At 45.1% G+C, this 17,205-nt stretch carries 17 protein-coding genes; 2 read left to right on the plus strand and 15 right to left on the minus strand.

Annotation, left to right across the window (positions count from 1 at the left end; all coding sequences use genetic code 11):
* On the plus strand, positions 1 to 223 hold a 223-nt coding region (locus tag HKN88_02045; protein NNC96833.1), incomplete at its 5' end, for a hypothetical protein.
* 6 nt (positions 224 to 229) lie between these two features.
* On the opposite strand, the gene HKN88_02050 is transcribed toward HKN88_02045, so the two are convergent.
* Complete coding sequence (locus HKN88_02050; GenBank protein NNC96834.1) at positions 230 to 1,066, minus strand: SDR family NAD(P)-dependent oxidoreductase; 837 nt, start codon at positions 1,064 to 1,066, stop codon at positions 230 to 232.
* Between the two features lie 39 nt (positions 1,067 to 1,105).
* A complete protein-coding gene (locus HKN88_02055; GenBank protein ID NNC96835.1) occupies positions 1,106 to 1,711 on the minus strand; it encodes a TetR/AcrR family transcriptional regulator in 606 nt (201 codons plus the stop codon).
* A 108-nt stretch (positions 1,712 to 1,819) separates the two neighbouring features.
* Here HKN88_02055 and HKN88_02060 point away from each other — a divergent pair, with 108 nt between their 5' ends.
* Entirely contained in the window at positions 1,820 to 2,707 is an 888-nt protein-coding gene (locus HKN88_02060; GenBank protein NNC96836.1) for a metal-dependent hydrolase, read from the plus strand.
* A gap of 69 nt (positions 2,708 to 2,776) precedes the next feature.
* Here the strand turns inward: HKN88_02060 and HKN88_02065 are convergent, their stop codons facing one another.
* The 13 genes from HKN88_02065 to HKN88_02125 form a co-directional block, all read right to left on the minus strand.
* Positions 2,777 to 3,025, minus strand: coding sequence for a hypothetical protein (locus tag HKN88_02065; GenBank protein NNC96837.1), 249 nt, complete (start codon positions 3,023 to 3,025; stop codon positions 2,777 to 2,779).
* Positions 2,989 to 3,762: an MBL fold metallo-hydrolase gene (locus HKN88_02070; protein ID NNC96838.1), complete on the minus strand. Its 774-nt coding sequence runs from the start codon at positions 3,760 to 3,762 to the stop codon at positions 2,989 to 2,991. Before HKN88_02070 ends, HKN88_02065 begins: the two co-directional genes overlap by 37 nt.
* 56 nt (positions 3,763 to 3,818) lie before the next feature.
* Positions 3,819 to 4,307, minus strand: a complete 489-nt coding sequence (locus HKN88_02075) for an asparaginase (protein ID NNC96839.1) — start codon at positions 4,305 to 4,307, stop codon at positions 3,819 to 3,821.
* Positions 4,308 to 4,311: 4 nt separating this feature from the next.
* On the minus strand, positions 4,312 to 6,537 hold the full coding sequence (locus tag HKN88_02080) for a BamA/TamA family outer membrane protein (protein ID NNC96840.1): 2,226 nt from the start codon (positions 6,535 to 6,537) through the stop codon (positions 4,312 to 4,314).
* Positions 6,538 to 6,638: 101 nt separating this feature from the next.
* Positions 6,639 to 7,571, minus strand: a complete 933-nt coding sequence (locus HKN88_02085) for a DegV family EDD domain-containing protein (GenBank protein ID NNC96841.1) — start codon at positions 7,569 to 7,571, stop codon at positions 6,639 to 6,641.
* Positions 7,572 to 7,752: 181 nt separating this feature from the next.
* Positions 7,753 to 9,099, minus strand: a complete 1,347-nt coding sequence (locus HKN88_02090; protein ID NNC96842.1) for a GHKL domain-containing protein — start codon at positions 9,097 to 9,099, stop codon at positions 7,753 to 7,755.
* Between the two features lie 3 nt (positions 9,100 to 9,102).
* A complete protein-coding gene (locus HKN88_02095; GenBank protein ID NNC96843.1) occupies positions 9,103 to 9,798 on the minus strand; it encodes a response regulator transcription factor in 696 nt (231 codons plus the stop codon).
* 34 nt (positions 9,799 to 9,832) lie between these two features.
* Positions 9,833 to 10,477, minus strand: coding sequence for a hypothetical protein (locus HKN88_02100; GenBank protein NNC96844.1), 645 nt, complete (start codon positions 10,475 to 10,477; stop codon positions 9,833 to 9,835).
* 63 nt (positions 10,478 to 10,540) lie between these two features.
* Positions 10,541 to 11,218 (minus strand): glycine zipper 2TM domain-containing protein, encoded by a 678-nt coding sequence (locus HKN88_02105; GenBank protein ID NNC96845.1) that lies wholly within the window; start codon positions 11,216 to 11,218, stop codon positions 10,541 to 10,543.
* A 131-nt stretch (positions 11,219 to 11,349) separates the two neighbouring features.
* Complete coding sequence (locus HKN88_02110) at positions 11,350 to 14,211, minus strand: diguanylate cyclase (protein ID NNC96846.1); 2,862 nt, start codon at positions 14,209 to 14,211, stop codon at positions 11,350 to 11,352.
* A 76-nt stretch (positions 14,212 to 14,287) separates the two neighbouring features.
* A complete protein-coding gene (gene mazG / locus HKN88_02115; GenBank protein ID NNC96847.1) occupies positions 14,288 to 15,079 on the minus strand; it encodes a nucleoside triphosphate pyrophosphohydrolase in 792 nt (263 codons plus the stop codon).
* Between the two features lie 2 nt (positions 15,080 to 15,081).
* Positions 15,082 to 15,666, minus strand: a complete 585-nt coding sequence (locus HKN88_02120; GenBank protein NNC96848.1) for a CoA pyrophosphatase — start codon at positions 15,664 to 15,666, stop codon at positions 15,082 to 15,084.
* Between the two features lie 77 nt (positions 15,667 to 15,743).
* Complete coding sequence (locus HKN88_02125; protein NNC96849.1) at positions 15,744 to 17,132, minus strand: class II fumarate hydratase; 1,389 nt, start codon at positions 17,130 to 17,132, stop codon at positions 15,744 to 15,746.
* Positions 17,133 to 17,205: the final 73 nt, after the last annotated feature.

Genomic DNA, 17,205 nt, shown 5'->3' on the forward strand with positions numbered 1-17,205 from the left:
CCGTCAGGCCAATTTACTGCAATTGATCAGTGTCATGTTACTCGCACACACCTTGATCCTGTTTGCGGGCTGGTTCAGGCTAAGTTTTATGCTGAACACTACTGCTGCTTTTTATGCAGGTGTACAACCCTTTCTCCTTGGGGCTCTCTACAAGTCGATTGCTGCCGCTGTGATCGTTTACGCATTACGAAAGCATATATGGAAAAGCGCTGTAGCCAACTGATGAGTTTCAACTCAGTTTATTGATCATCCAGTTAAAAATACTACTGTAGCGAGTCGGAAAAAGGCGTTGGATCTTATCCAGAACTTTGGCATCAGGGCCGATCAATACCCGTTTTTTGTTTTTCAAAACCGCATTGAGAATCTGCTGTGCTGCCGATTCAGCTGTGGTCTGGGCGATCTTGTCAAAATCTTTTACCGCTTTATTGCGTTCAGTAATCAATTCTTGTGTGGCATTCTCACCGACACGCGCCAGCTTGGCGATATTGGTTTTGATGCCACCAGGATGCACGCTGGTACAACTCACATGCGAATCCATGGCATCTAATTCAATTCGGAGAGCCTCAGTCAGACCACGTACCGCAAACTTGCTTGAGTTATAAGCGCTCTGGTTCTCAACCGCCAGTAATCCGAATAAACTGGATACGTTTATTATGTTGCCCCACTCTGCGTTCTGCAGGATTGGTAAAAAAGCTTTACAGCCATATAAAACGCCGTAAAAATTGATGTCCATTAGCCATTTAAAGTCTTCTATGGATGTATTCAGCAATGAGCCCGACGCCAAAGCAACACCAGCGTTGTTAAACAGCAGATTGACATGGCCAAACTCGTTAGCAACGCGCTCGGCATAGGCAAACACCGCCTCACGATCAGCCACATCAAGTGTTGCAAGCTGAATGTTAATTTCATTATTCTGAATAAGATCGTGCGTGTGCTGCAAACTTGCGTGATCAATATCGGAGAGTGCCAAATGGGCACCGGCATCGGCGAGTTGTATGGCTAGTTGTCTACCGATACCTGATCCGGCACCGGTGATAACCGCGACGCAGTTTTTAAATTTTTGCATGTTTGGATTTCTTTTATTATTAGTTATTGTGAGCGGATATTAATTCAAGCTTTGGTCCGAAATATTTAGCAATAAGTTGGCCAACCAGTTTTTAAAGTTGTAATCAGAATCGTGTTCTCCGAATTCCAGGGCCTGCTGCAAACGCTCACCCATGACTACGTCACCAATCAACGCCATTGTCACCAACATAACCAGTTTTTTGGTGTTTTCAATTTTAACGACAGGGTCAATTTGCAAACGTAATTGATGAGCCATCTCAACAATTTGATGCATATTATCCTGAATGGAATTATCGGTACCACTCAAGGCCAACCAGATCGCAAGTTTACCCTGTTCACCTTGGTAGGCCGTGTCAAGAACATGACTCACACTCTGCACCAGATTCTCCGGTTTGGTATCCAGGCTTTTACGGATCGCCTGAGTGATTCGTGTGGTCGCGGCGTCGGAAACACGTTTTGCCAAGGCACTCATCAAACCCGCACGGGATCCGAAGTGGTAAATAATATTGGGGTGTGCCATACCGGCTTTTTTGGCAACCGCACTGATGCGCAGACCGGCAGGCCCCGATTCTGCCACGATGGCTTCGGTGGCATCCAGAATGGCATCTTTTGCCAAGTCACTGTTTTGATGAGTTTTTTTAGCCAAAATGTCTAAACCTTTTAGATAAGTGTTTGACTTAATAGTGTTCAATATATAGAATTTGAATCCTGTTTACAAGACTGTAAACAAAACTACTCATGAATAGGTGGCATTGTGCAAAAACAGCCAAAAATTATCGCAAAACCCATTAATCCATCAGATATGAGATCCGGTTCGAAGTTGAATATTGTGCCGCGTAAAGTCAACATTGACTATGACGACATCAATAGCCCTTTCTTTTTTGATAACAATGCTCCAATTTCGGCCTTTTGGACGGGCTTGTCCACCATGTTCCCTTTGGGTGAAAAAGAATTCATTAACTCCGTTTTATTATTCAAAGACAAAATAAGCGACAAAAAGCTACTTGCCGAAGTGCAGGACTTTGCGGTTCAGGAAGCGCATCACGCTGTTCAACATCGTAAGATCAACCAAACTTTTGAAAGTCTCGGTTATGCCGTGTCAAAAGTTGAAAGCTATATTGACGAAATGATCAAATACCGCATTGAGCACTGGACACCGGAACAGCGTTTGTCCCGTACGGTTTGTGCCGAACATGTTACGGCTACCATGGCACACTTTGCCCTGACTCATCCACACAGTCTGGACGCCGCACCAAAATCATTACAGGATCTGTTGCTGTGGCATTCGATCGAAGAGATCGAACACAAATCGGTTGCGTTTGATGTCTATAAGCATTGTGTGGGTGACATGAAAGCCCTGCGTAAACATTATCGCCATTTCGCTCTGATCGAGTTTCCTTTGCAGGTTCGTGGCATCACAAAATTCCTGCTTAAAGAACTGGGACATAAATCCACGCGTCAGGAACGTAAAGCCATGCGTAAATATTTATTTGGCAAAGAGGGATTGATACGTGCGGTAAGAAAAGTGTACTGGATGTTCAATCAAAAGGACTTTCACCCCTGGCAACACGATGACAGCAAGCTGGTGGAAGAATGGAAAGTCAAACTGGCACCATTCATTGCCCAGGACTTGGCGGCCTGATAAAGATCAATAAAGTGTAAAAAAAAAGGGAGCGATTGCTCCCGTTTTTTTTGATTGATCCAGCGTCGCTCAATGCTTTGCGGCGCTTTGTCCACCTGCATGTTCGTGTCGATCGGTTACATCAGGTTTATGCAAGGTTTTCCCTGCAGTTTGTAAACTCGGGTCACTCAACATGATCTCGATGAATTTAACCGGATTAATGAATCCGTTCCCCCATTCTGCATCGTATTCGATGGTAATACCTTCGTCCTGTATCTCTTCATCCGAAAGCCCCTGCTTTCTCAAGGCCATGAATTGCGAATGGATATCCAGTAACATCGCCTGGTATTTTTCAGGTCCGCTTTATTTGCCAAGGCACCGTGACCGGGAATAATTTGGGTATTCTCATCTGACAGTGCAAGAATTTTTTCGATGGTTTTCAGTAAACCTTTGAAAGTACCTCCCGCACTTACATCGATGAAGGGATAATTTCCATGGAAAAAGGTATCGCCCATATGGATAACATTGGCATTTCTAAAATGTATGATTGCATCACCATCGGTATGGGCATTCTTGACATGCATCACATGAATATGCTCACCATTGAGGTGAAAATTGATCTCGTTAGCAAAGGTAATAACCGGTAATGCTTCTTTGGGGCTGGCATTAACCGTATTATTGAACGCTTGCATCAACTGGTCTGTGCTTAAGCGCTTGCGTACATTTTTATGCGCCACGATCAAACTGCCGGAATTGGAGAAATTCTCATTGCCGCCGGTATGATCACCGTGCCAGTGCGTGTTGAACACAAAATTTACCGAATCCGAACCCAGTTCTTTAACTTTGGCTTTGAGCAAATTTGATAATGGCGCAAACTGGTCGTCGATCATGAACGCGCCATCTGCCCCAACGGACAAGCCAATATTCCCACCCTGCCCTTTGAGCATGTAAATTCCTGATCCCAGATCGGTATGGGTGATGGTCACCGATTGCTGTGCCAGTACTCCAGTTGTCGCGCTCAAACTAAAGCATAAGCCAAAAGCAATAGTCCATAATTTACAGTTAAACGTTCTCATAACAGGCCTCTGATCAATGATCTAATCGCGATAAAAGAATGACAATTGTAATAGATTCACTTATCGACAAATTGCATTTTTTCCAGGTCTTTGTCGACTTTGTCAATGTCGAAAACCTTGCCATTCATACAAATATACACACCTGCGGGTTTAGATTGCACCGCACCCAGTGCCATGCCAATGTTGAATACCGCATCGGTTGAACGAAACCGTGCCGGACTTAAGGACCCGGTGAGGACAATGGTTTTACCCGGTATGTCACCCAGGGCCAAGCCGGTTTGGGTCATGGTATCGGTTCCATGGGTGATCAAAATACGCTTTTCGGAGCAACTGCGTACTGCTGTATGCACCTCTGCACGATCTTGATCGGTAATTTCCAAACTGTCTTTTTGAAATAAGGTCAATACCCGGTAATCGAGTGTTACTAATGCTTCATCAAGGATTTGGGAAATGACCGGTGTACCGACCTCGAATTTACTATTGGCATCAAAATACACTTTATCAATGGTGCCACCCGTTGTAATGATGCAAATATCTTTTGACATGCGTTTAGTTCTCGAATGCCTGCCCAAGTATCAAATGAAAGGCACGACTGCCGCGGTCGGCATAACCGTATGACATGACCACAGCACCCAGCGGTGTGTTGGCACCCCAAAACAAGGAACCCGAGTAGCGTAACTCGGAAAGATCATAGCCCTGATCACGTGCCCAGGCATTTCCGGCTTCAATGCTAAAACCGGTATTACCGGGTATGGCAACATTAATCGAACGTGAAACCATAAAACGACCCAGGGCGATTTTTTCTCCACGGATCTCCCGGCGCTGCAATCCCGAGAGTCGTCCAAATCCACCCAGGTAAAACTCTTCATAAAACGGGATGTCTCCCGAAATGCCACTGCCAACTTCGAAACCGAGGTTATAAGTATTTTTTCCATTAGTCCAGATTTTGGTCATGGCCAGTAGAGCGCTCTCGTATTCCAGGTCAGAACCCATGCCTTCAATTTGCGATCGGTAACTGAATTCTCCTAAGAAGCCATCGGTTGGAAAATACGGCTTGTTCAGACTGTCGCGGTGCAAACTGACATGCACTCCGGCTTGATTCAGATTCGATTTAGGAACAATGTTTTCATCACCGATGCGTGGCTCGCCGTCAATCCGGTCGTAATGCACACCAATACGTGCCTGGGTATCACGGCGTAAGTAAAACCCGTAATCGATTTGGGCATCGGCACGGCGCAAAGTGTATTCAGCAATGCGGTTTTGATTGTCAAAAAAATCGATGGTCTCTTCGGAAAATGCAATTTTTGGAGCAACAAAATGTGTACCGCTATAGTTGATCGGCTGATAAAGCTCACTTTCGATATAACGATCCGAACCAATCGATATCGCATTATTCCACTCTCCTCCCAAGGCATTTAGTTGCGTCCAGCGGTGATTGGCGATCAGATTGTTACGGTTGCCGCCTTCAAAATCGTCCTCAATTTTAAGCCCAAAGCGAAAATAGTTTGGACCCCATGGCTTTTCTTTAACATGGATCTGCAAGGTGTTTTTATTATCGGCCTGGTTAGCGATCTTGTAATCCACCGATTCAAACTCATCAATGGCGTATACGTCTTCGAGGTCTTTTTCCAGCTGGGTGAAATTCAACATTGTGCTACTGCGTAACTTCACCCGTGAGCGGATCTGTTGTGTGCTGACGCGTTGATTACCGACAATTTCAATTATATCGACCTCCGGGATACTCACAAAGCTGCGTCTTTGGTTGTTTAACCATTTTGCATAAGTCTGTTCGTCGACCTGAAATTTTTCCAGCTTGTACATAACATCCAGGGCTTCCTGATAACCCAGCGGGATCAAGTCACTCGCTTCCTGGAAATTGGCCGAAGAAAAATCACCCAATTGTGGCTTCAATAAAACGTCTCCGGATTCAAGTGCAGCGACCGAGCGGTCAATATTTTGCTGGATAAGCACATTAACGGTTTGTACAGTAAGGCCGAGAATATTGCCAAGTTGATCCAGGCCCAATATTTCTGAACCAATATCTACCGCAATAACATGATCAATATCAAACTGACGTGCGATCTCGACAGGTAAATTTGCCACCAGACCGCCATCAACCAGTAAAGCCCCTTCGCGTGCAACCGGTGTAAATACGCCGGGCACAGCCATACTGGCACGCAAAGCATTGGCCAGGTCACCATCTCGCATAACAACCATTTCACCGGTTTCAATATTGGTTGCAATGGCTCTGAACGGAATGGCCAATTCATCAAAACTTCTGGCATCGGAGGCACGCAATACTTCCGAGCGCAACATAAAACCGAGTTTATTACCACTGACGAGTCCTTGTGGAAAACGGACTCTGCCATCCTTTAAACCCATTTCAAAACCGCTCAAATATTCGCGATCGTCACTTTTTCGTGAGTAGGACAACAATTCACGTTTGGGACTTCCTTGCAGTGCTTCATCCCAATCGGTGTAGGCGACAATGTATTCAAGTTCTTCGGGAGATAACCCGGCGGCATAAAGACCACCAACTATTGAGCCCATACTTGTGCCTATAATGACATCCACCGGTATGCGATGCTCTTCCAGCGCTTTTAAAACACCGATATGTGCTGCACCACGTGCACCACCACCGCTTAGAACCAGTGCAACACGTGGTCTTTGTTGTTGGGAACTGTTTGACTCGATGTTTACATTTTGAGCGGTTACAGAACTGCATAAAAGCAGAAAGGCAAGTGCAATAAAGATTAATTGATATTTGCTTTGCATCTTGAATCCATTAACTAGATTTGCGATTGACCATTTTCATCTTCAAAACAAACAAACCACAGAGTTCAGAGTGGCCATTGATTATGAATCAGGCAGATTACCTAGTCTTGGGTGATATAGCCCAACGAAAAAGCACCCGGACCAAGATTCACCCCGGCGGTTGTACTCATTACGGCCATAGTGTGATGTATGCCGTAATTTTCAGCGTGTTGCACAAAATCAATATAGTCTTCTCGCGCCTTAATTACATTTGGATCACCGGCATAGCTCATACAGACCAGTGGCACCCGCAAACCCCGGTCAATTGCATCTTTGGTTTGCTCAAACAATTTGCTGACCGTTTCATCAAAACCCTTGCCTTTGTCATGCGCGAAGGTTTCGCCATTGTGGGCACACATGATCGGCTTGATATCCAGGCCCTTGGCTAACAAATACTTCATTAAGCCCAGACTTTTATCACCTTTTTTACGGGCAACATTTCGCAAGTAATAAAGATCATTCGGAACCAAAAAGCCGTGCGCGTGTTTGGTTAATTCTTCAATCTGTGGTCGCAATTTATCAAAACCCACTTTCTCTTCACGAATTAAGCGAACCGCTTCATGTGCAATTGCCGCTTCTGCGGTGAACAAACATTTTGTATCGATTACGCGCAAAGAAAATGACCCTTTCACACCGGCCTCGCGACGTTTTTGTCGATAACCCCGTAAAATAGCAAAGGACGCCTTCATGGCATTATCATAAATAGGACTGCGTGAGGACATCAGGGATAAAACCAGAACCCGATCGTATTTCAGTACCAGCTCATCCAAAAACCAATCTTTGATCTGCTCGACACTAAAAGGAGCAGTTTCTGCATCCATATCCTTATCAATTAGATATCGTCTATAGTATTCTTGGGTTGCAACAGGATCACGATCATCCACAAAAACATCGTCTTTGAACTTGAGGCTGATCGGCATAATGTTGAGGTCATTTGCCTCGATAAACGAACGTGGTAAGTCAGCCGATGAACAAATTACAACACCTATTCTCATTAATTGCCCCGAATTTGATTAGTATAATTTTTCAAGGATTACAAATGTACTAAAAACAGAGGGTTAACGCCAGTATTTAACACAATTATTTAAAATTGAGAGCAAACTGGCCTATTTGATTAATGAATGAAATACATAATTGTGCAAGGCACAAATCGGTATTCGAGATGTTAAATTAAATCTAAGCGTTCAATTTTATATAAAATGTTGCCCCGCCGATGTCGCTTTGTTTTATTTCCAGTGTGCCGCTATAGCTTTGAATTATCTCTTTTACCACAGATAAGCCAATGCCATGCCCAGGTGTGGTTTCATCCGCTCGATGACCACGTTTTACAATGTCATCTTTGACTGATTCTGGAATGCCGTTGCCATCATCTTCAATCAACAGTGACAAGCCATTGCGCTTGGTGTTGGCAGGAATTTTTCCAGCGCTGATACGTACATGTTGCTTTGACCATTTACAGGCATTGTCGAGCAAATTTCCCAGGAGTTCTGAAAGATCACCCGGGTCGGCGTAAAAATCCAGGTCTTGTGGAATGTGCTGTTCGATTCTTAAGCCTTTGTCATAATACACCTTGGCCAAGGCGTTACAGATCTCACTGGTTAATGCAGAGATATTAATGGGCGCATGTCCCAAGGTGGTTTGACCAACCGTTGCTGCCTTTTTTAATTGATAGCCTACAATGTCATTCATTTTACTGACTTGGGATCGAATCTGGGCCTTGTCAACCGATTGTTTTTCCGTGGCGGTGTGAATAACCGCAAGTGGTGTTTTTAAACTGTGCGCAAGATTACCCAATGTATTGCGATAGCGTTCAAGCCGAGAACGCTCGGCCTGGATCAAGGCATTGGTGTTGGAGGTCACGCCCAGCAACTCAGATGGATAGTTATCACTCAGACGCTCACGTTCGCCATGATCGATCTCTTTGACTTCTTGTGCAATTTTGCGTAATGGGCTCAGGATCTTTCGCATAAGTGCAGCTTGAGCCAGCACGATACATACAATTAAAAACGCAAACCAGCTGAATAAGCGGGTTCGAAAAGCATTGAGTTGAGCAATGAACGGGGCCTTACTTTCGGCCACGATAAACTGGTAAGTCTCAAAAGAATTATCAGCCACTTCCCATTCTATACTCATGCTACTTTGAAAGTATTCAGTGGCGTCATAAGCCACTTCAGACAAGGCCTGTGTATCCAGTGTGCTTGCTGGAAGCTCTTCTGGCCCGTCAATTCCAATGGCTGAATCCGATTTCCAAAGCAATTCATCTATCCGGTACACAAAGCCTAACAAATCAGATCCCGGGGTCATGAAACGTGCCTCTGGCAATAATTCCGGCATGGAGAACTGACTGTCAGGATCAATATCGGCTGACGACATCAGCAAGAGTAAATGTGTATTAAGTCTCTCTGAAGTAGAGTTTATAGCGGTATTGCGAAATATGCTGTCAAGGATGATTGCCGTGAGACTGAGTGCGATCAACAGCAGTACACTTACCGAGACCAGCAACCGTGCAGACAGTGAACGCACCGTTTATTCTTCTGAGTTATCGGTTTCTCTTGCCAGGGCAAGACGGTAACCGCGTCCACGAATTGTTTCGATCGGTTTAAGAGTATTATCCGGGTCCAGTTTTCGACGCAATCGCCCCACGAAGACTTCAATGACATTACTGTCACGTTCATAATCCTGCTCATACAAATGCTCGGTCAATTCGGTTTTAGAGATAACCTTTCCGGCATTTACCATCATGTAATGCAAAACCTGATATTCGTACGATGTGAGGTCCATAACCGCATTATCAACTTTGACCGTTTCGGTACGAGTGTCCAGGGAGACTGGGCCACATTGCAAGACGGGTTGCGCCCAGCCTCCAGCCCGGCGGATCAAAGCATTGACACGCGCTTCCACCTCTTCCAGATGAAAGGGCTTGGTGACGTAGTCGTCTGCTCCGGCTTGCAGGCCATTGACCTTGTCTTGCCAGGAATCCCTGGCGGTTAGAATCAATATAGGAAATCGTTTGCCATCGGTGCGTAATTGTTTGATCACGTCAATACCATTAATTTCCGGTAACCCCAGATCAATAATGCCCACATCGGCATTAAATTCCTGACCGAGATAAAGTCCTTCTCGCCCGTCAAATGCCTTATCGATAACAAAGCCATTATCTTTAAAATGCGTACATAAAGACTCATTTAAAGCCTGGTCATCTTCAATTATTAACATGCGCATAGAAAATTTCCTTTCCGAACTTGAAGTTCAGTATTTATAACAAACGCCCGTTTACCGCGTCGATCCTGTAGGTTCGTACACGATTCTTGTCAGATAGTACACGCACATAGTGCACTGGTCTGCCATTGACATTGCGGGTGTAAGCCTTGATAACTTTTCCATCGGTATTACGACGAACATTGCTAACGGCCTGGTCCAGATTTACTCGAATAAGCGGACGCGACTCATAGGTACGCTCCGCCGGGCGTTCGAATAAGTTATTTCTTAAATCAGATGAATTGCGATCGTTATTTGAACGAGAATTACGAGAATCTGAATTACGGGATTTATTCGTATTGCGATTGGAGTCAGATTGATTGCGTCGTGTATCGGGTTTACGAACACTGCGTGAGCGATTATTGTTAGCCGCAGGGGATTTTACTTTGTCGCGACTTTCAGTGCGACGATTGTCGGTTTTACGCTTGTTGACTGGCCTTTTTGCCGGTTTGCGTACCGCTGGCTTACTTGCAGGTCGACGTACTGCCGGTTTGCTTTCCGGTTCGGACTTTTCGGTTGCAGCGGCGTAGTACTCGATCTGCACAGGTCCAGCCTCGATATTGAATGAAGCAAGACACACTAAAATACCCAGCAGCGCGACCAGTGCTGATTTGTGTTTGGATATTGAATTTGTGTATTGCATAGTTTAATTGTACTGGTTTGATGGATTAATTGATTAACTTATGTCAGAAATCGGGGGATTCCATTAATCGTCGTAATCGTATTCTGCATATTCGCCATAATCCTGATCGTCATCGCGGCTACCTCTGTAGCGATCCGCACCCTGCTCAGAATAGTCAGAATCATTCTCCGGCGCTGGACGAATGCTTAGAGCAATTCGAATCTTGTCACCCGGCGCATAGCGCGTACGCGTTACGTACTCTTCGCCCTGAAAAAGATAGCTTACGGTATATCCTTCAATGCGCTCTTCACGTTGTTTGGAATAACGGGTATGACATTCTTCGCGGGTGTAAACCTCATTATCATAATCACGATCACGAGACCTTTTATCCGCTTCTTTATCGTGTCCAATGGCTGAGCCGATCAAGACCCCGGCAACGGTTGCCGCATCGCGACCTTTGCCACCACCAAATTGACGTCCGATCAGGCCACCAATTAATCCTCCGGCGATTGTGCCTTCGGCAGTCTGATGGCGTTGATCTTGTCGATGACGATAGGCGACATCTTCACAAACACGCTCTGGTGTGGAGACTGTAACATAGCGTTTGATCGGCTCGACATGCGTGACGTCAGCGTAGACATAACGAGTTTGAGATTGACTACCGCTTGTATATTCAGGCATTTCATGACCCGCCCACGCCGGGCTAGTAAACAATGCACCTGACACTACCAGGGCCAATATTTTTGCAAACTTAGTATTCATTATCATTCTCCAGTTTTAAACCAGACTATTGTCTGGAAAACCAATTTAGCTATTCAGTGTGCATATTCTATGTCTGCGGGACTGAACGGAGTCTGAATCAAATGTGCGTGAAATACCGATAAATGACTGTTTTAAATAGTTATTTCTGTTGCAACCTGGCGGTTTTTACCTTGAGATTTAGCGGCATACAGGTTTTTATCAGCTGCTCTTATCAAATCCCGGGTTTCCATGGGCAGGGATTCAGCAAAATTAACACTCACCAAGCCCATACTGGCAGTAAGCCGGTCGTAGGCATTTTGCCCTTTGTTCTCAATTTTTGCATTCCAGATCGCTTGTAAAATGCGTTTAGCCAAAGACTGGGCACTCGCAGAATCAGCAAGTGGTAAAACCACGGCAAATTCCTCACCACCGTAGCGTGCAAGCAGATCGCCTGAACGCCGCATAACCGCCTGGGCAATACTACTGACACGTTGCAGGGTTTCGTCTCCGGCAATATGGCCGTAGGTGTCGTTATAGCTTTTGAAAAAATCGATATCCAGTAAGACCAGGGATAACTCTAGTTTATGACGAATGGCTTGTTGCAGTGTGCTTTCCAGATAATCATCAAAAGCACGACGATTTGCCACGCCGGTCAGACTGTCAATATTGGTGCGCTTTTCCAATTCTTCTTTTTCACGTACCAATTCGTAATTACTTTGTTGCACTTCTGTAACTTTACTTTGTACCAGAGCATCAAGATTTTTTTCAAACTCTTGTAAACGTAAATTTCGCCACACAGATTTTACACTTTGGCTAAGAGTAAAAATTGGGCGTAGAATTGTATTCAGGGCCGCCGAATACGGGTTGTTCGGACTGACTTTAAACTCAAACAACTCCGTATCGGTACCCCAACCAAATATCGGAGAATATGCCTGGACATGCAAAGCATAATTTCCACTAGGCAGAGAGTTGTAGTGAATTGGTACAATACTCTGCAGATCAGACCATTTTTCATCAAAGCCCACAAGGCGGTAGCGAAATTGCAGGTTTTGTTCGTCTACTGCCCAGTTCGAGCACAAATTAAATTGCAAAACCCATTTTCCTTCTTTGACGTGGTGCTCATCGATCAACATATCTCGCGCATTGTTCCAGCGATAATTCATTAACTGAAGCTGCGGTCTGAGTTTAAGGGAACGTAATTTTTTAGAATGTACAATAGTGAAATTATTGCGTAAGCCACATAGCAATACATCGTTATCAACATTGTACAAACCTTCACTAAAATTAAACTCCCACAATGAGCCACCGGGTAATGATTTAATGTGACGTAGCACGGAACCATCAACAGTGTTTAGCTCATACAAGCCAAAGGAGCTACCAACCAAAATTCTTTCGTAGGTGTCCCATTTAACCGTCCAGCCTGCAATGGAGTGCTCGGTTTTAAGCAGTACCCGTTCTTTTCCATCTGGTGCTTTAAATATAACCTTGTCGTTACAAAGAATGGCCAAACTGCCATTGGCATGGGCACAAATAGAATACACACTGTCAAGATTGCCAATATACTCGGAGACCAGACGTTGCACGCCTAGCACGCTGCCATACCAGGCTCCATTCCCGATAGTCCCAACATAGAAGTAGCCGTTTTGAGCCTGTTCCAGAGAATAGACATACCCAATACTGGCATAACTACTGTCTTTAAGCTCGTCAAGAATGCCATTGCTACTGATATTGACCAAACCGCTTTGGGTGCCAACAAAAACATTGCCATCTTCCCCGGGCAGTAAACAGCGTGCAGGTGCCTGGCAGACAGGATGATCACGACCAACACGCCGTATACGCTGCAATTTATCGTAGACAAACAGGCCTTCTTGTGAGGCCAGCCATATCTGGTTATCAATATTGATAAAAACATCCCAGACGTGCTTTTTAAAATTCTTTAGTGGCTCAAACTCCTGAATCCCTTGTGTGAAATCAAACGTATACACGCCAGACATTGTTGCGAGTAAAAATTCACTTTCGGTAATGGATTTTTGATTGTTACTGCGAATGGAAAAAACCGATTCCATATCCGGAAATTCCATCTCCACACAAAAATCACGCATCAAGCTGTATTTATAAGCACCATTTTTTTGGCTGGCCACCCATACATTTCCAAGACCATCGCTTTCGATGTCACTGATCTTTATGTGCTCAAGCACGCGCTTGGGGGAAAAACCGGAATACGGGTCATCGCCATAATTCACATACCCGAGAAACAAACCATCGGTTGTTCCAATCCAGATCTCTTCGCGGTGACAATGAATACTGGTTACGATCTGGTTATCCTGAATTGGAAAAACCTCAGTGACCAGGTTTTTGGCAACATCAATTGAGCTAATTCCAAATGAACCTCCAACCAATAAGTGATTTTCCAAATTAGGGTCAATAATAAAAGTTTCCAGTCCGCTTAAATTGTAGGTATTCGCGAGTTGGCTGTTTTGCTCGCTTTCCGCATCGAGTTTGATCAACCCAAATGGTTTGCCCAGAACCCAGATATCGCCTTTACTGTCGCGTTGCAATTCCTGGACAAAGCCGCTTAAATGTTGTCGAGTGGTGGCCTTTGCCAATGTTTTGTGAGGCTTATAGTGAAATAATCCACTTGGTGTGCCAAGCCAATAACTAGCGTCATCATTTTTTAGCAAACACTCGATAAATCCATGCGCCCAGCTTTCAGGATCAAAAACCGGCGTGAATAATTCTTCCTGTGCAGAACGCTTATCCAGTCCAATGTCGGTGCCAACCAATATTTCATCGTCACCTACAATATAGGTCGCGCGCAAACCATGCGTGCCCAGGCCGTGTTTTTGGGTAAGCGTATGTACAGTTTGACCGTCATAGTGAGATAAACCGGCAGGCGTTGCCATCCACACACCATTGTCAGACGATATGGCCAGTTTGTGTACCTGACCACTTGGTAGACCGCTGTCACGATCCAGGTTCAGGTATGGTATTTTTTGTTGTAAGTGATAACTCATAGGCGCAAAAGCTTTTTGGCCTCATCCTAAGCCCGGAATCAAAGTAAGTTATTGTTTAGTATACGATATTTAGTGTTCATATAGGGTTAATTCTTTTTGCTTGCTGCCAGAGTTCTTCCATTTCCTGAAGACTGGCATCTTCCACTGTCCTGCCTTGCTTGTGTAATTTAGTTTCAATGAAGCGAAAACGCCGAGTAAACTTGTGGCTTGCATCTTGCAATGCGGATTCTGCATCAACATCCTGCTTACGGGCAATATTGCTTATGGCAAACAGCAAATCGCCTATCTCTTCACTGATCGCGCTTTGGTCTTTGTGGTTTATCGCCTGGGTTAACTCAAGGATCTCCTCTTGTACCTTGCCAAAGACAGACTCAATATCCGGCCAGTCAAAACCGACTGATGCGGCTTTTTTACTAAGCTTTTGGGCGCGTAATAATCCCGGGAAATTTATCGGCACACTGGCCAAAACAGACGCTGATGTGTTTTGTTTTGCTGCACGCTCCGTGGCTTTGTGCTCCTCCCAGCGACGAGTTTGATCTTCGGCGTTACTAATTTGCTCGTCGGCGAATACATGTGGATGTCGACGAAGCATTTTTTCACTGATCGTATCCACAACATCAGAGAAATTAAACAGCTCTTGCTCACTCGCTATTTGACTGTGAAAAACAACTTGTAACAACAGATCGCCGAGCTCTTCTTTTAAATCCTGAGTGTTTCCACGTTGAATTGCATCTGCAACTTCGTAGGCTTCTTCAATAGTGTACGGCGCGATACTGGAAAAATCCTGTTGTACATCCCAGGGACAACCGGTATCCGGATCGCGCAAGGCTTGCATAATGTCGAGTAAACGTTTGATGCCGGTCGCCATGTCTAATTATCCAGAAACAGGGTTTCGTACAAATGCAAAATAATTCCGGCAGTAGCGCCCCATATGCGGTTGCCTTGGTAATTGATCTCAATAATCTTGACAGTATCGCCACGAAATTGGATTTCCTTTAAATGATGGTTTTGTTTATCCATTAAATAAGCTAAGGGAACTCGAATAAGTGATACCACTTCTTCGGTTTGCAATTTGGGTTCAAAGTTACCTATTACTTCCGCAACCACAGGATTAACACGAAAATTAGTGATTGTCGGATATTGTGCAAGATAACCCAGGGGGCGAACTTGGGCGCGAGGTAAACCAATCTCTTCCTCCGCTTCGCGTAAGGCCGTGTCCAAAATAGTCTCGAGCCCGTCTCGTGCGCCTCCAGGAAAACTGATCTGACCCGGGTGATTGGTCATGTGCCGGGAACGCTCGGTGAGCAGCACATAGGGTTCTTTTCCGGAGGTCATTATCGGGATCAGTACCGAGGCCGAACGCATTCTGTCTAGTTCGCAGGCAAAGTGCTGAATGCGTTCCCCAAAATCTGGCCAGGAATGAAAATCAACAATGTTCTGGCCTGGTTCAGCCAAAGTATTCTGTTCGATTAAATTAATTATATTTATATTATTCAATTACTTATCAGTTTTATTTAAAGTAATTATTGACATCAGCGTTTTTGTATACCACCCTTGGTTAAGGCATAAGGATCAAGTAAACGCTGTAATTCTTCTTTGTTCAGATCGGTATTCTCCAGGGCCACATCCAAGACCGGACGACCTTCCTTATAGGCTTGTTTCGCAATTGCGGCACCAAGATCATAGCCAATCACAGCATTCAAAGCGGTTACCAGTATCGGGTTACGTGACAAGGCCTCATCCAGATTCTTTTGAATTACGCTAAATGTTGCAATCGAATTATCCGCGAGTAAACGACTTGCATTGGCCAGGATCTCGATACTTTGCAGCAAGTTATAGGCAATAACCGGCAGCATTACATTTAGTTGAAAATTTCCAGACTGCCCTGCGACGGTAATGGTCGAGTCATTGCCGATCACCTGGGCACAGACCATGCAGACCGCTTCGGGAATAACCGGATTCACTTTACCAGGCATGATCGAACTACCGGGTTGCAAGGCTTGTAAAGCAATCTCACCCAAACCCGCCAGGGGTCCGGAATTCATCCAACGCAGGTCATTGGCAATCTTCATCAAACTTACCGCAATTACTTTGAGCTGTCCGGACAGTTCGACCGCAGCGTCTTGTGTTCCGATGCTCTCGAAATAATTCTCATTCGGCGTAAAATCGACAGCAGTTTCGTGACTGAGAGCCTGGGCAAACTTTTTGCCGAACTCCGGATGTGCATTGACCCCGGTTCCTACGGCGGTACCGCCCTGGGCGAGTTTTTGAACCCTTTCCAAACTGTCTTGCAAACGTTCGATACCTGAATCGATCTGTGCCGCCCAGCCATCCAGTTCCTGGCCGATGGTGACAGGCATGGCGTCCATTAAATGCGTACGACCGGTTTTGGTCACTGTGGCCATTTCATTGGCTTTGGCGGTTAAGACTCTATGTAAATGTCCCAGGGCCGGGATAAGTTGTTCACGGGTGGCGAGTGCTGCACTAACATGAATGGTGGTTGGAATTACGTCGTTACTGCTTTGCCCCATATTGACATGGTCATTGGGATGAATATTCAGACCCGATTCTTGCGAGGCCAGATTTGCGATTACCTCATTGCTGTTCATATTGGTACTGGTGCCAGAGCCGGTTTGAAATACATCAATCGGAAAATGAGCATCGTAATCGCCATTGCTAACCCGCTTGGCTACACTTCGAATGATCTCGGCCTGTTGCGCATCCAGTAATCCCAGCTCATGATTGGCTACTGCAGCAGAATATTTGACTAATCCGATGGCGCGAATAAAACTGCGAGGCATGTGCAAACCACTGATTGGAAAATTTTGTACGGCGCGCTGGGTTTGTGCGGCCCATAATGCATCGGCAGGCACTTGCAGTTCACCCATGCTGTCTTTTTCAATACGAAAATCTTTACTCATAATGCTGTCTTGTTTGGGTCAATGAATGAAAAAATCTGATTCGCTCAACAAATCCTGTGAGCAAGGCAAACGT

This window comes from Gammaproteobacteria bacterium (assembly GCA_013001575.1).
Classification (GTDB): domain Bacteria; phylum Pseudomonadota; class Gammaproteobacteria; order Steroidobacterales; family JABDMI01; genus JABDMI01.

What these genes read in the sequence shown, in the direction of transcription:
- HKN88_02050 (NNC96834.1), bottom strand. Translation starts at nt 1,066, where the DNA reads ATGCAAAAATTTAAAAACTGCGTCGCGGTTATCACCGGTGCCGGATCA.
- HKN88_02065 (NNC96837.1), bottom strand. Translation starts at nt 3,025, where the DNA reads ATGTTACTGGATATCCATTCGCAATTCATGGCCTTGAGAAAGCAGGGG.
- HKN88_02070 (NNC96838.1), bottom strand. Translation starts at nt 3,762, where the DNA reads ATGAGAACGTTTAACTGTAAATTATGGACTATTGCTTTTGGCTTATGC.
- HKN88_02075 (NNC96839.1), bottom strand. Translation starts at nt 4,307, where the DNA reads ATGTCAAAAGATATTTGCATCATTACAACGGGTGGCACCATTGATAAA.
- HKN88_02080 (NNC96840.1), bottom strand. Translation starts at nt 6,537, where the DNA reads ATGCAAAGCAAATATCAATTAATCTTTATTGCACTTGCCTTTCTGCTT.
- HKN88_02085 (NNC96841.1), bottom strand. Translation starts at nt 7,571, where the DNA reads ATGAGAATAGGTGTTGTAATTTGTTCATCGGCTGACTTACCACGTTCG.
- HKN88_02095 (NNC96843.1), bottom strand. Translation starts at nt 9,798, where the DNA reads ATGCGCATGTTAATAATTGAAGATGACCAGGCTTTAAATGAGTCTTTA.
- HKN88_02100 (NNC96844.1), bottom strand. Translation starts at nt 10,477, where the DNA reads ATGCAATACACAAATTCAATATCCAAACACAAATCAGCACTGGTCGCG.
- HKN88_02105 (NNC96845.1), bottom strand. Translation starts at nt 11,218, where the DNA reads ATGAATACTAAGTTTGCAAAAATATTGGCCCTGGTAGTGTCAGGTGCA.
- HKN88_02110 (NNC96846.1), bottom strand. Translation starts at nt 14,211, where the DNA reads ATGAGTTATCACTTACAACAAAAAATACCATACCTGAACCTGGATCGT.
- mazG (NNC96847.1), bottom strand. Translation starts at nt 15,079, where the DNA reads ATGGCGACCGGCATCAAACGTTTACTCGACATTATGCAAGCCTTGCGC.
- HKN88_02125 (NNC96849.1), bottom strand. Translation starts at nt 17,132, where the DNA reads ATGAGTAAAGATTTTCGTATTGAAAAAGACAGCATGGGTGAACTGCAA.